We start from the raw sequence: 16,323 nt of genomic DNA, 5'->3' as shown, positions 1-16,323 counted from the left end.
GACGCTCACTGCGCGGCCGTGGTCGCCACGCCGGCTGCGTCGGCAGGGCCGCTGCGGGTGTCCACCGTCACCTGCATGGACAGGCCCACGCGCAGCGGGTTCCTGGCCAGCTCGGCGGCATCGAGCTGAATGCGCACGGGCAGGCGCTGCACCACCTTGATCCAGTTGCCCGTGGCGTTCTGCGCGGGAATGGCTGCAAACGCCGAGCCGGAGCCGCCGCTGAAGCCCACCACAGTGCCGCTGTACTTCACATCGCTGCCGTACAGATCGGACTGCAGCTGCACGCGCTGGCCCACGCGCACCTTGCCCAGCTGGCCCTCCTTGAAATTGGCATCCACATAGATCCGCTGCACCGGCACCACCGTCATCAAGGGCGCGCCGGCCTGCACGCGCTGACCGATCTGCACGCTGCGCCTGGCCACCACGCCATCGACGGGAGCGCGCACCGTGCTGCGATCCAGATCGACCTGGGCCTGATCGCGACGCGCCTGCGCCAGCTGCACCTCGGGATTGGTCTCGGCATCCGCCCCCTCGATCAAGGTGGCGTTGACCTGCTTGGCACCAATGGCGGCTTCGCGGTTGGCCCTGGCCTGGGCCTGCGCGGCCACGGCCGATGCCAGCTGCGCCTTGGCTGCGGCAAAAGCGTTCTGCGCCTGCGTCAGCTCCTCGCCCGAGACCGAACCACTCCTGGCCAGGGCCTGGCGGCGCTGCAAATCGATGGTGGCACGCTCCATATCGGCCTCGGCCGCCAGCAGCTGCGCGGCCGCGCGCTTTTCATCGGCCTCGCGTGCCGTCACCTGGGCCTTGAGGCCGCCATCATTGGCCACATAGCCCTTGACGCGGCGCATGGCGCGGGCCAGCTCGGCCTCGGCCTGGGCCAGTGCCAGCCTGGCGTCCGTGGGATCGATGCGCAGCAGCACATCGCCTTGCTTGACGGCCTGGGTGTCCCTGACCAGCACCTCCAGCACCGTGCCGCCTATGGACGGCGTGACCTGCGCCACCTCGGCCGCCGCATAGGCGTTGTCAGTGGAGACGAAGCGGGAGGCATGCAGCCACCAATAGACGCCGGCGCCCGCACCGCCAAGCAGCACCAGGCCTGCCAGCCCGGCCAGCAGCCGGTTGCGGCGCTGTTCGCGCACGGCAGGATTCGCGCTCACGGAAGAAGCGTTTTCAGTCATACAAAAACCTCGGAAATATTCTTGGGAGTCACGCAAACAGGACTGCATTCGAGGCCTGCCTGCTGAGGCAGCCGTCTTGCCCGAACCTGTTTTGCGCAAGTCGTGATTCAGTTCTGGAAAGTGGCTCAGGCCTTTGGCAAAGCCGCATGCTGGACGCCGGCGGACTCGCTCCAGCCGCCGCCCAGTGCGCGATGCAGACCGATATCGAGCGTCAGCGCACGCGACTGCACATCGACCAGCTGGCGCACGCTGGCCAGCAACTGGTCTTCGGCTGACAGCACATCGAGATAGCGCGCCAGCCCGCCTTCATAGCGGTTGCGCGCCACGCGATGCGCCTCGGTCGCGGCCGTCACGGCTTGCTGCATGGCCGTCAGCTGCTGCTGCAGCGCTCGCTGGCTGACGGCGTTGTCCGCCACCTCCTGCAAGGCCCGGTTCAGCGTGCTGCGGTACTGGGCCACGGCCTCGTCATAACGGGCGCGCGCGGCACCCAGTTGCAAGCGCAAACGGCCGCCATTGAAGATCGGCAGGCTGACGGCCGGGCCCACGTTGGCGATGCCGGAGCCGCTTCGGGTCAGCATGTCCAGGCCCAGCGACTGCACGCCGACAAAGGCGCTGAGATTCACATCGGGATAGAACTCGGCCTGTTGCGATGCCACGCGCGACTCCAGCGCCTGTGCCTGCAGGCGGGCCGCCACCACATCGGGGCGACGGCCCAGCAGATGCGCCGGCAACTGCTCGGGCAAGGCCCATTGCTGCTGCCACGGCGATTGCAGGCGCCCGGCATCGAGCACGATGGCCGCACCACGATCGGGAGCGGCGCCAATCAGCGCAGCAATGCTGTTGCGCTGCAAGCCGACCTGTTCCTGCATCTGTGCCAGTTCGGCCTGTGCAGCCGCCAGACGCGCCCTGGCGCTGTGCACGCTGCCCTGGTTTTCGAGCCCGTTGGCATAGCGCTGCTCAAACAACCCGGCCGTGGTCCGGCGCACCTGCACCGATTGCTCCAGCGTCTGCGCATTGGCGGCCAGGCGCAGCAGCTGTGCATAGGCCAGGGCCACATTGCTGGACAGCACAAGACGCGCCTGGGCTGCATCGGCCTCGCGCGCTGCCAGTTCGCCGGCAGCGGCGGCCACGGCGGCGCGCTGCTTACCCCACAGGTCCAGCGACCAGCTCAGGTCCAGCGTGGCGCGGCCGTAGTCATTCATGCCGCGCGGCGCGAAGGCCTCTGGCGTCAGATGGTTGTAGCTGAGCTTGTCCTCGCTGACCGAGGCGCGGGCGGAAAGCTGCGGCGCAGAGGCCGCCTCGCTCACGCCCAGCATGGCCCTGGCCTGCTGCACGCGGGCGGCGGCGGCCGCCATATCGGGAGCGCCCTCCATAGCCTCGGCGATCAGCTGATCGAGCTGTGCGTCGCCATAGCGCTGCCACCATTGCTGGGTGGGCCAGTCCATGGGCGGAGCATGGCTTGCAGCCTGCAGAGTCTCGGGCACGGGCTGCGCCAGCATGGCCTTGCCCTCCCATTCGGGAATCTGGGCACAGGCTGCCAGAACCGCCGGCAAGCCCAGAACCCACCAGCCATGGCGCCCGCGCCGAATCCTCTGCGGCGCGGCGGCTATGCATTGAGTCATGAAATACTTTGATAATGAACTGTACGGTACAGTATATGTTTCCAGCGTTTGAGATCGCAAGCGCTACACTGAAAGACATCACAACCGCCCCAGGACATTTCGCCCCATGCGCACCAAAACGGAAGAAAAGCGACAAGCCATCATTGACGTTGCAGCGGCCACCTTTGGCGAACTGGGCTTCGAGCGCACTTCCATGTCCGAGATCTGCACGCGGCTGGGCGGCTCCAAGGCCACGCTCTACAACTACTTCCCGTCCAAGGAAGCGCTGTTTCTGGAGGTGATGTTCCAGGCCTCCGAGGCCGACTTCCAGAACACCATGCTGGCGCTGCAGACCGGCAATGACGATGCGGCGCAGACGCTGCGCAACTTTGGCCAGCGTTTCCTGGGTCTGCTGTATTCGCCGGAGGTGATGTCCGTGCGCCGCCTGCTGGTCTCCGAAGGCGGTCGCGCCAATATCGGCCAACGCTGCTGGGACATGGGGCCGGCGCGCGGCAACGCTGCCATCAACGCCTTTTTGCAGCAGGGCATCGAGCGCCGGCTGCTGCGCAATGCCGATACAGAAGTCATGCGCCATCATCTGCTGGCGCTGCTGGAAGCCGAGCTGCTGCCGCGCTTCATGTTCCAGCACCTGCCCGCCCCTACCGCGCAGGAGATTGCCCTGTGCACCGAGCGCGCCGTGGATGCCTTCATGCGGGTCTATGGCACACCGGGTGACACACAGGGCAAAAGTGACGCTATAAGAAAATCCTTATAACCCTCATAACGATGCCGGAACATACGATTTGCGCCAGCGCCGTATAGAATCAATCACCGGGCCCAAGTTTTTTGAGGCCCGGTTTTTTTTGCCTGCTGCATGCCGGCACTGCCAAAAACCGGGCTCCAAGCCAAGCGCCTATCCTTGAAAATTGAGGTGGGTGAGATTCCCGCCGTGACCTTTTCCGGAGCTTGGAACCATGGAAATCTTCGACTACGACAACATTCTTTTGCTGCCCCGCATGTGCCGCGTGGAAAGCCGTTCGGAATGTGACACCAGCGTGGTGCTGGGCAACCTCAGCTTCAAGCTGCCTGTGGTGCCCGCCAACATGAAGACGGTGGTGGACGAGAAGATCTGCACTTATCTGGCACAAAACGGTTTCTTCTATGTGATGCACCGTTTTGACATCGACAACGTGGCCTTCACCAAGGACATGCAGTCCAAGGGACTGTTTGCCTCCATCTCTCTGGGCGTCAAGCAGCCGGACTACGAGACGGTGGACCGCTTCGTGGCCGACGGCATCTGCCCCGAATACATCACCATCGACATTGCCCACGGCCATGCCGAGAGCGTGAAGAACATGATTGCCTACATCAAGGCCAAGATCCCTGCGGCCTTTGTGATTGCCGGCAACGTCGCCACGCCCGAGGCCGTGATCGACCTCGAAAACTGGGGTGCGGACGCCACCAAGGTCGGCGTGGGTCCCGGCAAGGTTTGCATCACCAAGCTCAAGACCGGCTTCGGCACGGGCGGCTGGCAGCTGTCGGCGCTCAAGTGGTGCGCCCGCGTGGCGACCAAGCCCATCATTGCCGACGGCGGCATCCGCAGCCACGGCGACATCGCCAAGAGCATCCGTTTCGGTGCCACCATGGTGATGATAGGCTCCCTGTTTGCGGGCCATGAAGAGTCGCCCGGCAAGACCGTGGAAGTGGACGGCCAGCTGTTCAAGGAATACTACGGCTCGGCCTCCGACTTCAACAAGGGCGAGTACAAGCATGTGGAAGGCAAGCGCATTCTGGAGCCCGTCAAGGGCCCGCTGATGAACACGCTGGTCGAGATGCAGCAGGACGTGCAGTCCTCCATCAGCTACTCCGGCGGCACCAAGCTCATGGACATCCGCAAGGTCAACTACGTCATCCTCGGCGGCGACAACGCCGGCGAGCATCTGCTGATGTAGGCCGTAAAGCGCGACTCACCAGCGCGAAGGTGAACCTCCAAAAAAAAGCATCAAGGGCAGCTCAGGCTGCCCTTGTTGTTTTCGGCTGTCCCTTTTTCTGCATCCTGCGCGCACAACTGATCTGTGATCATGGCCGCGATTGCGGCCTTCACCAGGGCTTAGCATGTCGTCATTCATAAAAGCTCCAGGGAAACAACGCCATGAACACATTGAAGATCGCCGTTCTGGGCACGGGCATGATGGGCCTGCCCATGGCCCGCCGCCTGGCCCAGGCCGGCCATGAGGTCCACGTCTGGAATCGCACCCGCGCCAAGGCCGAGCCGCTGGCTGCCGATGGCGTGAGCATCCACGACAGCGCGGCAGATGCCGTACGCGGCGTGGACTTCGCCGTGAGCCTGCTGGAGAGCGGCGCCATCGTGGGCGAAGTGCTGTTCACGCTGGGGGTTGCCGATGCCATGCCCAAGGGCTCGCTGTTCATCGACATGGCTTCCATCCAGCCACGCGAGGCGCGTGAACATGCGGGCAAGCTTGCCGCGCTGGGCGTGCGGCATCTGGATGCGCCCGTCTCGGGCGGCACGCTGGGTGCGCAAGCCGGCACGCTGGCCATCATGGCCGGTGGCGAGGCTGCGGATTTCGAACATGCCCTGCCCGTCTTTGCAGCGCTTGGCCGTGCCACCCATGTGGGCCCGCACGGCGCAGGCCAGCTCGCGAAACTGGCCAACCAGATGATCGTGGGCATCACCATCGGTGCCGTGGCCGAAGCGCTGCTGCTGGCCGAACGTGGCGGCGCCGACCCTGCCAAGGTTCGTGAAGCCATCTCCGGCGGCTTTGCCGACAGCCGCATCCTGCAAGTGCATGGCGAACGCATGGTCAAGCACGACTTTGCGCCACGCGGGCGCATGACGGTGCAGCTCAAGGACATGCGCAACGCCATCGCCACGGCCGAGGAAGTCGGCTTTGACGCGCCCATCACCGGCCTGCTGGAGCAGCTCTATGCCGAGGGAGTGAAAAACGGCCTGGGCGACCTGGACCAGGCGGGTCTGTTCGTGGAATTGCAACGCCGCAACGCACTGGATTAAAAAAACCCGCGGGTTTTCCTGCAAGCCCTCCAGAATTAGCGCATAATTGCGGTCTCGCTTGCAGCGCAGGCGTTGTGTGGGGCTCTTAGCTCAGCTGGTAGAGCAGCGGACTCTTAATCCGTTGGTCGAGTGTTCGAATCACTCAGGGCCCACCAAATTTCTTCAGTCTGATTCTTCAGATTGATCCTCCGGATTTACTCCGGCGGGCTCTTAGCTCAGTTGGTAGAGCAGCGGACTCTTAATCCGTTGGTCGAGTGTTCGAATCACTCAGGGCCCACCATAATTCAAAAGCCAAAGTTCTCAGGAACTTTGGCTTTTTTCTTGGCCGCGCCCAAGCGCCGCCGAATCTGCAAAAGCATGGGCGCCGACACCGGAGCCGCGCCATATCAGGCATCATGCAGGCATCCCCGGGCAGTATTTGCCCACCCAAGACTCACTATGCAAAACGACCTCTCCACGTTCTGGCGCGGACCGCGTTGGACTCTGGCCATGCTGCTTGCCATTCTCGGCATGCTGGGCCCGTTCTCGGTTGACACCTATATTCCCGCCTTCTCGGGCATTGCCAAGGCCTTGGGCGCAACCCCTGTAGAAATGCAGCAGACACTGTCTGCCTACCTGCTGGGCTTTGCCTTCATGAACCTGTTTCATGGCGCCCTGGCTGACAGCTTCGGACGCCGCCCCGTCATCCTCTGGGGACTGGTGATGTTCACCATCGCCTCGGCCGGCTGCGCGCTGTCGCAGAACATCACCCAGTTGGTGATCTTCCGCACTCTGCAGGGCCTGTCCACGGGCGCCGGCATCGTGGTCTCGCGCGCCATCGTGCGCGATATCTTTCCGCCGACCCAGGCCCAGGGCGTGATGGCGCAGATCACCATCTTCTTCGGCGTTGCACCGGCACTGGCTCCCGTGATCGGCGGCTGGCTGTTCGTGCACCTGAGCTGGCAGGCCGTTTTCTGGTTCCTGAGCATCGTGGGCGTGCTGCTCTGGCTCATCAACGTCAAGTTTCTGCCCGAATCGCTGCCGCCGCAAAAACGCCAGCCCTTCCAGTTCAGACCGCTGATGCAGGGCTATGGCATCTTGCTCACCGATCCGCGCTTTCTGCTGCTGGCCCTGGCCAGCGGCATTCCGTTCAACGGCATGTTTCTCTATCTGCTGTCGGCACCGGCTTTTCTGGGCGATATCCTGCAGCTCGAGCCCACGCAGTTCTTCTGGTTCTTCATCGCCACCATCGGCGGCATCATGGCCGGCAGCTGGACCAGCGGTCGCCTGGCCGGACGCATCCCGCCCAAGCGCCAGATCCGCCACGGCTTTCTGGTGATGTGCGTGACCTCCATCATCAATCTGGTGGCCAATCTGATCTGGCCCGCCCATGTGAGCTGGGCCTTGATTCCCATCAGCCTGTTCGCCTATGGCTGGGCGCTGATGGTGCCCGTGGTGACGCTGCTGGTGCTGGACATCCATCCTGCGCGGCGCGGCCTGGCCTCTTCGCTGCAGGCCGTGGTGGGCTCGGTGGCCAACGGCTTTGTGGCCGGCGTGATCGCGCCGCTGGTCATGCATTCGGCCGCACTGCTGGCCACGGGCTCGATTCTGATGATGCTGATCGGCCTGGTCGCCTGGATCTATCTGCACCACCACTGGCCGGACATCGGCCGCCATGCCTCCGAACATTAAATAATGGAGCAGCTACCGCACGTCATTCATAGACTTCAGATTGGAAGGCATCTGAAATGCTTGAATGACATGCGCTAGCAGCTCACTTTTCAAGGGCTATCTCAGCCCTGTATGGGCAACAAAAAGCCGGCTTCAAGAGCCGGCTTTTTTCATGCTTCGGGCCTCAGCCCGAATCAGCGATCAACGCTCGTCGCGACGCGGTGCGCGGGGCTTGCGCTCGAAGCTGCGCTCGCCACCACGTTCGCCATGGGGCTGATAAGGCTTGCCGGCACCCTGACCAAAGGCAGGACGGCGATCGCCGCCGCCGAAGCCGCGCGATTCACCACCACGGAAGCCGCCTTCGCGGGGAGCGCCGGCATGAGCGCCTTCACGGCCACCGCCAAAGCTCTTGCGACCGAAATCGCCGCCTTCACGGCGCTGGGCACCACCACCGAAGCCGCCACGCGATTCGCCGCCGCCGAAGCTGCGCTCTTGACGCTCGCCACCACGGAAACCGCCGCGATCGCCACCAAAGCTGCCGCGATCATCACGACGCTCGAAGCTGCGCTCTTGACGCTCGCCACCGAAGCTGGGGCGGCCACCGCCGAAGCCGCGATCACCACCACGGTCGCCGCCGCGATCGGCAAAGCGATCACCACGAGGTGCACCAAAACCGGCGCGATCGCCACCGAAACGGTCACCGCCACGGTCGCCACCGAAACCACCGCGATCATTGCCACGGCCACCGCCGAAGCTGCCGAAGCCGGATTTGCGACCGTAGCCTTCGCCATCGCGACGACCACCGAAGCCACCGCGACCACCGGCGCCGCCGCCACGGCGACCGTCACGCTCGCCAGAGGCGGGGAAGCGCTGCTGGGGTTCCATGCCGGGAATGGTCTCGGCCTTGAACTGCTGACGGGTATAGCCTTCGATGTCGAACACGCGGCGACGGTCGCGGAATTCCGCAAACGTCACGGCCACGCCTTCGCGGCCCGCACGACCGGTACGACCGATACGGTGGGTATAGTCCTCGGCCTTCATCGGCAGGCCGTAGTTGAAGACGTGGGTGATGGTGGGCACGTCGATACCGCGAGCAGCCACATCGGTGGCCACCAGGATCTGCACCTGGCCGTTGCGCAGCGCCATCAGGCGGCGGTTGCGCAGGCCCTGGCTCAGAGCACCGTGCAGGGCCACGGCAGAGAAACCGTCCTGCTGCAGATCGTTGGCCAGACCGTCACACTCCACCTGGGTGGACGCAAACACGATGGCCTGGTTGATGCTGCTGTCACGCAGCCAGTGGTCGAGCAGCTTGCGCTTGTGCTGCATGTTGTCGGCCCAGAACAGCGCCTGCTTGATGTTGGCGTGCTTCTCCTGGGGCGTGGCAATCGTGATCTTCTTCACGTTGGCGCCGCCGTCATGCATCACTCGCATGGCCAGCTGCTGAATGCGGGGAGCAAACGTGGCGCTGAACATCATGGTCTGCTTGCGCTCGGCCGTCAGCTGGTTGACTTCGGCCAGATCGTCGGAGAAGCCCAGGTCCAGCATGCGGTCGGCTTCGTCGACCACCAGGAACTGCACCTTGTCCAGCTTGATCTGCATGGAGCGCTGCAGGTCCAGCAGACGGCCGGGAGTGGCCACCACCAGATCGGCGTTCTGCAGCTTGGCGATTTGCAGCTGGTAAGGAATGCCGCCCACCACGTTGGCGATGCGGATGCCGCGGCAGTGCTTGACCAGCTCGATGGCGTCATGCGCCACCTGCTGGGCCAGCTCACGCGTGGGGCACAGCACCAGGGCGCCGGGCACGGCGGCCTTGAAGTTGCGGGCGTTGGTGGGGTCCTTGCGCTTGTTGCGCTTGGGAGCGGGCTCGCCCTTGGCCGCAGCTTCGGCGCACAGGCGCTCGAATTCAGCCTTGGCGGCCGCATCGGCCACGGCACGCTGCTTGATCAGGGTGTGCAGCACGGGCAGCAGGAAGGCAGCGGTCTTGCCCGAGCCAGTCTGGCTGGAGACCATCAGGTCGATGAAGCCGTCGGCATCGGCACCTTCGCCCATGGCCAGGGGAATCGCTTGCAGCTGCACAGCGGTAGGCTGGGTATAGCCCAGGTCGGTCACGGCCTGGATCAGTTCGGGGGCCAGACCCAGTTCTACGAAGCCATTGGGTTCGTCGGCGGCTTGGGTTTCTTCGACAGCGGCATCTTCCGCGTCCATGTCGGCCAGCATGGCGTCCAGACGGGAATCGAGTTCGGGAGAAGACAAAGCAATATCAGCAGCGGCCACTTGGCCCTGCTCCAGGGAGTTTTCTGTCATGAATAGCTCACGCAAAAAGCGACGCAGTCAGCGTGCTGCTCGCTTCTTTGACGGTTGGTTATCAACATCCACCGTCAGACTTTGACTGGCCCGTTCGCAAAACGGGGCAGATGGGTGTTATGGCTTGTCGTGTCGGCGCTGGGCAGGCCGTTGCACGCAAGTAAGAACCCGGTGTGTGATGGAGATGCGCAAAAATTACCCATTGATCGGGTAAGCAGTGCATTGTCGCATGTACCGGGTTTTCCCGCAAGTGGCAGGGCTATACCGACCCGCCACCGCACCATCAGACGCTGAGCAGTTGCTGGCGGTAATGCTGCAGCTCGTCGATGGACTCGTGCACATCGGCCAGAGCCGTGTGACGCTGCGCCTTCTTGAAGGAGGTATAGGCCTCGGGCTTCCAGCGCTTGGCCAGCTCCTTGAGCGTGCTCACGTCGATATTGCGATAGTGAAAGAAATTGTTGAGCTTGGGCATGTAGCGCTCCATGAAGCGCCTGTCCTGACCAATGCTGTTGCCGCACAGCGGCGTCTTGCCCTTGGGCACGTATTTGCCCAGAAAGGCAATCAGCGCGGCTTCCGCCTCTGCTTCGCTGATGGTCGAAGCCTTGACCTTGTCGATCAGGCCGCTTTTGCCATGTGTGCCCTTGTTCCAGGCATCCATGCCGCCCAGCAGCTCGTCGGACTGATGAATGGCGAATACCGGGCCTTCGACGCGAATCTGCAGATCGGAGCTGCTGACCACCACGGCAATCTCGATGATGCGGTCGCGGTCGGGGTTCAACCCCGTCATTTCGCAGTCCAGCCACACCATATTGAGATCGGACTTGGGCAGAACCGGTGGGGTAGCGGCCACGGGGGCGGCGCTGACGGAATTCGTACAGGAAGCTTCAGACATGGCGCAAATTGTCGCCTACACTGCCAATACATGGCTTCCAGACTAGATTTCACATTGGCACTTTCGCTGCTGTTTGCGACGGCCGTGGCCCTGCAATGGCTGCTGCGCGTGTGGCTTGTTTCGCGCCAGGTGCGCCATGTGGCCACCCACCGCGACGCCGTGCCGCCGGCATTTGCCCATCGCATCAGCCTGTCCGCCCATCAGAAGGCGGCCGACTACACGCTGGCCAAGGCCAGGGTGTCGCTGATCGACATCACGCTGTCGGCCGCCGTGCTGCTGTGCTGGACGCTGCTGGGCGGGCTGGACTGGCTCAACCGCTGGCTGCTGGAATTCATCAGCCCCGACCTGTGGCAGCAGCTGGCGCTGCTTGCCAGCTTTGCCGTGATCTCGGCGCTGATCGAGCTTCCCCTGTCGCTCTATCAGACCTTCAGGCTGGAGCAGCGCTTCGGCTTCAACCAGATGACGCCAGGCCTGTGGCTGGCCGATCTGCTCAAGTCGACGCTGGTGGGCGCCATCATCGGCCTGCCGCTGGCGGCCTTGATTCTCTGGCTCATGGGCTCGACCGGCCCGCTGTGGTGGCTCTGGGCCTGGGGCGCCTGGACGGCTTTCAATCTGCTGCTGATGTGGATTTTCCCCAGCTTTATTGCACCGCTGTTCAACAAGTTCGAACCGCTGGCCGATGAAAGCCTCAAGAGCCGCGTGACCCGGCTGATGGAGCGCTGCGGCTTTGCGGCCAAGGGACTGTTCGTGATGGACGGAAGCCGCCGCTCGGCGCATGCCAACGCCTATTTCACGGGTTTCGGCAATTCCAAGCGCGTGGTGTTCTTTGACACCTTGCTCAGGCAGCTCAGCCCCGGCGAAGTCGAAGCCGTGCTTGCTCACGAGCTGGGCCACTTCAAGCACAAGCACATCAGCAAGCGCATGGTCCTGATGTTCGGCGTCTCGCTGCTGGGCTTTGCACTGCTGGGCTGGCTCAGCCAGCAACTCTGGTTCTACACGGGACTCGGAGTCTCTGTGCTGCTGGATCCGAACATCGGCGTGGCTGCCGAAAACAATGCGCTGGCCCTGCTGCTGTTCATGCTGGCGGTGCCGGTGTTCAGCTTCTTCGTCACGCCGCTGATGTCCGCCATGTCGCGCCGCGACGAGTTCGAGGCCGATGCCTATGCCATGCAGCAGGCCGATGGTGCACAACTGGCTTCGGCACTGCTCAAGCTTTACGAGGACAATGCCTCCACACTCACGCCAGACCCATGGTATGTGAGCTTTTACTATTCACACCCTCCTGCCGTGGATCGCCTGGCGCGCATGCCGGCTCCTGCAGGCAGCTTGTAACACCACAACGAATTCAGACATGAGCACACCCACACTGCAACAGAAAGACTGGTCCCAGCTCAAGCGCAGCGCCCTGAGCACAGAGCAAGTGCAAGAGCAACTGGCAACCCTTGAGGGCTGGGAGCTGCTGGCCGGCAACGCGGCCATCAGCAAGACCTTCCGTTTCGTGAATTTCTACGAAACCATGGCCTTTGTGAACGCGCTGGCCCTGATTGCCCATCAGCAGGACCACCACCCCGATCTGGAGGTGGGCTACAACCGCTGCAAGGTCAGCCTCAACACCCATGATGTGGGCGGCATCTCCGAGACCGACATCGACTGCGCACGCCGCATCGAAGCACTGCTGAATCCGGCCTGATCCTTATGGCAAAACAAGGACGGCGCCCAGGCGCCCAAGCAACAGGCGACACCCAGACAGGCCTGGTGGTCGCCAGCTATGGCCGTCATTGCGTGGTCGAGACCCCGGACGGCGAACGCCGCATCTGCCACCCGCGCGGCAAGAAAAGCCAGGCCGTGGTGGGCGACCATGTGCAATGGCTGGCTCCCCCACCCGGCCAGGGCGATGAGGGCACGATCGAAAAAATTGTGGAGCGCCGCAACGTCTTCTACCGCCAGGATGACATCCGCACCAAGACCTTTGCTGCCAACCTGGACCAGCTCCTGATTCTGATAGCTGCCGAGCCGGTATTCAGCGAAGTGCAGCTCGCCCGCGCGCTGATCGCCGCCGAGGCCGCACACATCAAGCCCATCATTGCGCTCAACAAGATGGACCTGGAAGAGCCCTTCCTGCGCGCCTGGCAGCGGCTGGAGCCTTACCGGACCATGCGTGATGCCGCGAACGCTGCACCGCATTACATGGTGCTGCCGCTGTCGCTGGAAGATGCGGACGACGAGGATCGCGACGCCATCATCGGTCTGCTGCAAGGCAAGACAACCCTGGTTCTCGGTCCTTCGGGCGTAGGCAAGAGCACCTTGATCAACTTGCTGCTGCCCGATGCCAAGGTGGCGACCAACGAAATTTCGCAGGCGCTGAACACCGGCAAGCACACCACCACCAGCACCACCTTGTACTGGGTGGACGAGGCACGCACCACCGCCATCATCGACTCGCCAGGATTTCAGGAGTTCGGTCTCTATCACATTGCCGCCACGCAACTGGCAGCCTGCATGCCCGACATCGGCGCACTGGCGGACCAGTGCAAGTTCTACAACTGCACCCATCTGCATGAGCCTGGCTGCGCCGTCATGGCCCAGGTCGAAGCGCAGGACAGCCCCCACTCCATCAGTGCCAACCGCTACCGGATCTATGGCGAGCTGTTCGATGAACTGAGTCAGGAACCCCGCTACTGAGCGCGAGGCCAGCCAAGCCGCAGGGCCGCGCCATATGAGAGCAATTTCAGCGTTTGCCACGCAGCCATTCCAAGCCCGATGAGCGCCGGCACGAGTGCTCGGCCTCCGGGCTTGGCTGCCGGCCACAACCCGGTGTTCACGTCATGAAGCCCAGAGTTTTCCAGCCCTGTTTGCAAGCCGCCCTCGCCGTCGCGCTATATGCAGGCATGAGCCTGGCCTGGGCCCAGGGCACGGACTCCGCCCCCAGCTGGGAGGACGAGCCACCCACGCTGTCTCGCTGGATCGAAGAAGGCTACAAGGCCGAGCTGAGCCGGCAGCCATGGCGCGCAGCGCAGCGCTATTGCGCGGCAGCACGCTATGGCAGCCTCGAAGCCCAATACCGGCTGGGCCGGCTGCTGTTGCTGGGGCGAGGCTTGACTCCCGACCCTGCCACGGGCACGACGCTGCTGGCCCTGGCCGCCCAGCGCGGCCATGAGAAAGCCCGCTTGCTGCTGGCCGGCAAGCTCCCTGGCGACCGGCTGCCCGACTGCCTGACCCAGGGCGATGCGCCCGCACAGGAGTTTCTGGAGGCCAGCCAGGAGGCCGTCCCCCACGAGGTGGTGGCCAGCTATGTGAGCAGCCTGCCCAGGGAGAAGCGGCGCATGGCCGAGCTGGTGCAGCGCCTCGCACCGCGTTTCTCGATTGATCCGCGGCTGGCACTGGCCATCGTACGCTCGGAGTCGAATTTCGAGGCGCAGGCGCTGTCGCCGCGCAATGCTCAGGGCCTCATGCAGCTCATTCCCGAGACGGCCGAGCGTTTTGGCGTGCGCGATGCCTGGAATCCCGAGCAGAACGTGCGTGGCGGCCTGGCCTACCTGCGCTGGCTGCTGGAGCGCTTCGAGGGCGATGTGGCACTGGTATCGGCAGCCTACAACGCGGGCGAGAGAACCGTGCAACAGTATGGCGGTGTGCCTCCTTATGCGGAGACGCGTGAATATGTGCGACGCATACTCAGCTTCTATCGCGCCAAGCGCCACGAGCGCCCTGCTCGCTGATGGCACCTTGAACAGTGCCCGGCATGCCCGTCGCACCTGAGCCACCTTGGTATATGGCAATGCGCAACACAGGACTTCGATGACCCGCTGCGGCTTGAGCGCTCATGCACCAAGCTGCTGCCACGCAGAAGGCGATGTCCGGGTGCTCAACCGAGCAGACGGGCAAAGGTCAGCAAGGCCAGCAGCAGCAGCCAGACCACGACCGAACGCCAGACCAGCCCCACCACACTGCGCAAATGAGCCATTTCCGGCTCCCGCCCCGGAGTGACATCGCTGCCCGTCCACTGTGCATCGTCGCCCTCTTCGCCGTCAGCCGCATCGCGGCGGCGCAAGGCCTCGCCCCCCAGGCGGACATTGATGGCACCCGCAGTGGCAGCCAGAATCACGCCATCGTTGTCATTGGGAAAGCGCTGGGCATAGACGCGCCAGTTGTCTATGGCCTCCTCAAAGCTGCCCACCATGGCAAAGGACAGCGCCGTCAGCCGCGCCGGCAGCCAATCGATCACATACCAGGCCTTGGCTGCGGCGGACTGCAAACGCTCGCTGGTCGGTGCCCGAAGACCTTCCGCACCCTTGCGCGACCAGGCACGCGACAGATATTCAGCCATGCGGTAGAGAATGGCACCCAGCGGTCCCAGCCCCAGAGCCGAGAGAATCGAAAACCAGAACAGCACGCCAAACACATGACGGTGCGCTGCCAGCACCGAGTACTCGATGACATGGCGCACTACTTCGCTGCGTGGTACCTCGCTGGCATCGACCTGCTGCCAATCGGCCAGGGCCTGACGGGCGGCAAATTCATCACCGGCATCGAGCGCATCGCGAATCCGCGTGAAGTGGTGGCTGAACTGGCGAAAACCCAGCGTGACATAGAGCACCGCGACATTCCACAGCATGGCTGCAGGCCAGCCTATGAACTCCATCAGCGCCCAGAATATGCCCAGCACGATAACGCTGGGCAGCAGCACGGCCATCGCCCAGGCAAGCCAGCCATGGTGGGGCTTGCCCGCATCAAAGTTGCTGCGCACGGTCACGGTCCAGGCGCGATAACCGGCCTGTACCAGATTGGATCGGGCCAGCGGGCGCGCCTGTTCCAGCAGCAGTGCGATCAGGATGGCAAAAAAGCTCATTGCTTCATCATAGCTGCGCTGTTTACCGGCTTGTTACAACTGCTGTCTCAAGCCGCCAAAAAACGGTAAAGATTGCGCAACATGCCCGCTGTCGCGCCCCAGATATAGCGTTGCTGCTCACCATCCTGATAAGGCATGGCAAACCATTCGCGATCCACCCCCTGCCACAGCATGGCATGACGTTCATGATGCGCGGGATTGAGCAGATAGGACAGGGGAACCTCAAACAGATCGGCCACCTCTCCCGGATTGGGGAAGTAACTGGCCTGCGGGTGAACCAGCGCCACCACAGGGGTGATGTGAAACGCCGTACCTGTCACGTAAATGGGCAAACGACCCAGCACCTCGACATTCTTGGGAGCCAGTCCCACTTCCTCATGCGCCTCGCGCAATGCCGTGGCCTCGGCCGAAACATCCTGCGGGTCACGTTTACCGCCCGGAAAAGCTACCTGACCCGAGTGCGTGGACAGTCTGGCCGAACGCACGGTCAGCAACACGGTGGGCTGCTCGCGCATGACGATGGGCACGAGCACGGCCGCATCGGAAGGCTGCTTGGCCGTGATGCGCTTTTCCTGCATGGCCTCGGGCAGCCACTGCGGTGGCTGGGCAAAGCGCGTGCGCAAGGCCTGAGGCGTCTGAGCAGCCAGCGGCACAGCCGGCAACTGGCTATCAATGCCCAGAAGGCGAGCCTTGCGCGGATCAACAATGCCCACCACGGGGAGCGAAGAATTATCAGATGCAGGCATGTATGTGTTCGGCCAAACCGCAAAGCAAGAATCACGAACCAAGGCAGACATAAAAAAAAGCCGCCACAGCGAACT

General features: G+C 63.4%; 14 protein-coding genes and 2 tRNA genes. 10 read left to right on the top strand and 6 right to left on the bottom strand.

All coding sequences use genetic code 11. The features are described 5' to 3' along the window. Positions 1-5: 5 nt before the first annotated feature. Positions 6-1,178 (bottom strand): HlyD family secretion protein, encoded by a 1,173-nt coding sequence (locus V8Z78_RS08130; RefSeq protein WP_280030966.1) that lies wholly within the window; start codon positions 1,176-1,178, stop codon positions 6-8. 125 nt (positions 1,179-1,303) lie between these two features. Next, positions 1,304-2,800: an efflux transporter outer membrane subunit gene (locus tag V8Z78_RS08125; protein ID WP_280030967.1), complete on the bottom strand. Its 1,497-nt coding sequence runs from the start codon at positions 2,798-2,800 to the stop codon at positions 1,304-1,306. A gap of 106 nt (positions 2,801-2,906) precedes the next feature. On the opposite strand from V8Z78_RS08125, the gene V8Z78_RS08120 reads away from it, so the two are divergent. The 6 genes from V8Z78_RS08120 to V8Z78_RS08095 all read left to right on the top strand — a co-directional run bounded on the left by V8Z78_RS08120 (position 2,907) and on the right by V8Z78_RS08095 (position 7,481). Further along, positions 2,907-3,554: a TetR/AcrR family transcriptional regulator gene (locus V8Z78_RS08120; RefSeq protein ID WP_003067809.1), complete on the top strand. Its 648-nt coding sequence runs from the start codon at positions 2,907-2,909 to the stop codon at positions 3,552-3,554. A gap of 199 nt (positions 3,555-3,753) precedes the next feature. Then, positions 3,754-4,731, top strand: coding sequence for a GMP reductase (locus V8Z78_RS08115; RefSeq protein WP_003067812.1), 978 nt, complete (start codon positions 3,754-3,756; stop codon positions 4,729-4,731). A 200-nt stretch (positions 4,732-4,931) separates the two neighbouring features. Next, positions 4,932-5,810 (top strand): NAD(P)-dependent oxidoreductase, encoded by an 879-nt coding sequence (locus V8Z78_RS08110; protein ID WP_012837213.1) that lies wholly within the window; start codon positions 4,932-4,934, stop codon positions 5,808-5,810. Positions 5,811-5,889: 79 nt separating this feature from the next. Then, positions 5,890-5,965: transfer RNA gene (locus V8Z78_RS08105), tRNA-Lys, on the top strand. A gap of 49 nt (positions 5,966-6,014) precedes the next feature. After that, a tRNA-Lys gene (locus tag V8Z78_RS08100) sits at positions 6,015-6,090 on the top strand. 158 nt (positions 6,091-6,248) lie between these two features. Beyond that, on the top strand, positions 6,249-7,481 hold the full coding sequence (locus V8Z78_RS08095; protein WP_003067818.1) for a multidrug effflux MFS transporter: 1,233 nt from the start codon (positions 6,249-6,251) through the stop codon (positions 7,479-7,481). Positions 7,482-7,661: 180 nt separating this feature from the next. Here the strand turns inward: V8Z78_RS08095 and V8Z78_RS08090 are convergent, their stop codons facing one another. Further along, on the bottom strand, positions 7,662-9,764 hold the full coding sequence (locus V8Z78_RS08090; RefSeq protein WP_003067821.1) for a DEAD/DEAH box helicase: 2,103 nt from the start codon (positions 9,762-9,764) through the stop codon (positions 7,662-7,664). A 283-nt stretch (positions 9,765-10,047) separates the two neighbouring features. Continuing rightward, positions 10,048-10,656: an oligoribonuclease gene (orn, locus tag V8Z78_RS08085; protein ID WP_003067823.1), complete on the bottom strand. Its 609-nt coding sequence runs from the start codon at positions 10,654-10,656 to the stop codon at positions 10,048-10,050. A 30-nt stretch (positions 10,657-10,686) separates the two neighbouring features. Here orn and V8Z78_RS08080 point away from each other — a divergent pair, with 30 nt between their 5' ends. From V8Z78_RS08080 to V8Z78_RS08065, 4 genes are all read left to right on the top strand, one after another. Beyond that, positions 10,687-11,988 (top strand): M48 family metallopeptidase, encoded by a 1,302-nt coding sequence (locus tag V8Z78_RS08080; RefSeq protein ID WP_349731218.1) that lies wholly within the window; start codon positions 10,687-10,689, stop codon positions 11,986-11,988. 19 nt (positions 11,989-12,007) lie between these two features. Beyond that, positions 12,008-12,346, top strand: a complete 339-nt coding sequence (locus V8Z78_RS08075; RefSeq protein ID WP_003067828.1) for a 4a-hydroxytetrahydrobiopterin dehydratase — start codon at positions 12,008-12,010, stop codon at positions 12,344-12,346. A 5-nt stretch (positions 12,347-12,351) separates the two neighbouring features. Continuing rightward, entirely contained in the window at positions 12,352-13,338 is a 987-nt protein-coding gene (rsgA, locus tag V8Z78_RS08070) for a ribosome small subunit-dependent GTPase A (RefSeq protein WP_046460312.1), read from the top strand. Between the two features lie 143 nt (positions 13,339-13,481). Next, the gene (locus V8Z78_RS08065; protein WP_057091607.1) at positions 13,482-14,372 is read left to right on the top strand and encodes a lytic transglycosylase domain-containing protein; all 891 of its coding nucleotides are present in this window, start codon (positions 13,482-13,484) and stop codon (positions 14,370-14,372) included. A 146-nt stretch (positions 14,373-14,518) separates the two neighbouring features. Here V8Z78_RS08065 and V8Z78_RS08060 read toward each other — a convergent pair whose 3' ends face one another. After that, positions 14,519-15,502 carry a CobD/CbiB family protein gene (locus V8Z78_RS08060; protein ID WP_003067835.1) on the bottom strand — a complete coding sequence of 328 codons (984 nt, stop codon included), beginning with the start codon at positions 15,500-15,502 and terminating at the stop codon, positions 14,519-14,521. Positions 15,503-15,549: 47 nt separating this feature from the next. Beyond that, positions 15,550-16,248, bottom strand: a complete 699-nt coding sequence (locus V8Z78_RS08055) for a CoA pyrophosphatase (RefSeq protein ID WP_003067836.1) — start codon at positions 16,246-16,248, stop codon at positions 15,550-15,552. Between the last annotated feature and the right edge of the window lie 75 nt (positions 16,249-16,323).

The sequence above is a fragment of the Comamonas sp. wu1-DMT genome (assembly GCF_040187805.1).
Classification (GTDB): domain Bacteria; phylum Pseudomonadota; class Gammaproteobacteria; order Burkholderiales; family Burkholderiaceae_C; genus Comamonas; species Comamonas thiooxydans.
The sequence above is the reverse complement of the archived record's forward strand: the minus strand, read 5'-3'. Positions and strand labels throughout refer to the sequence as shown.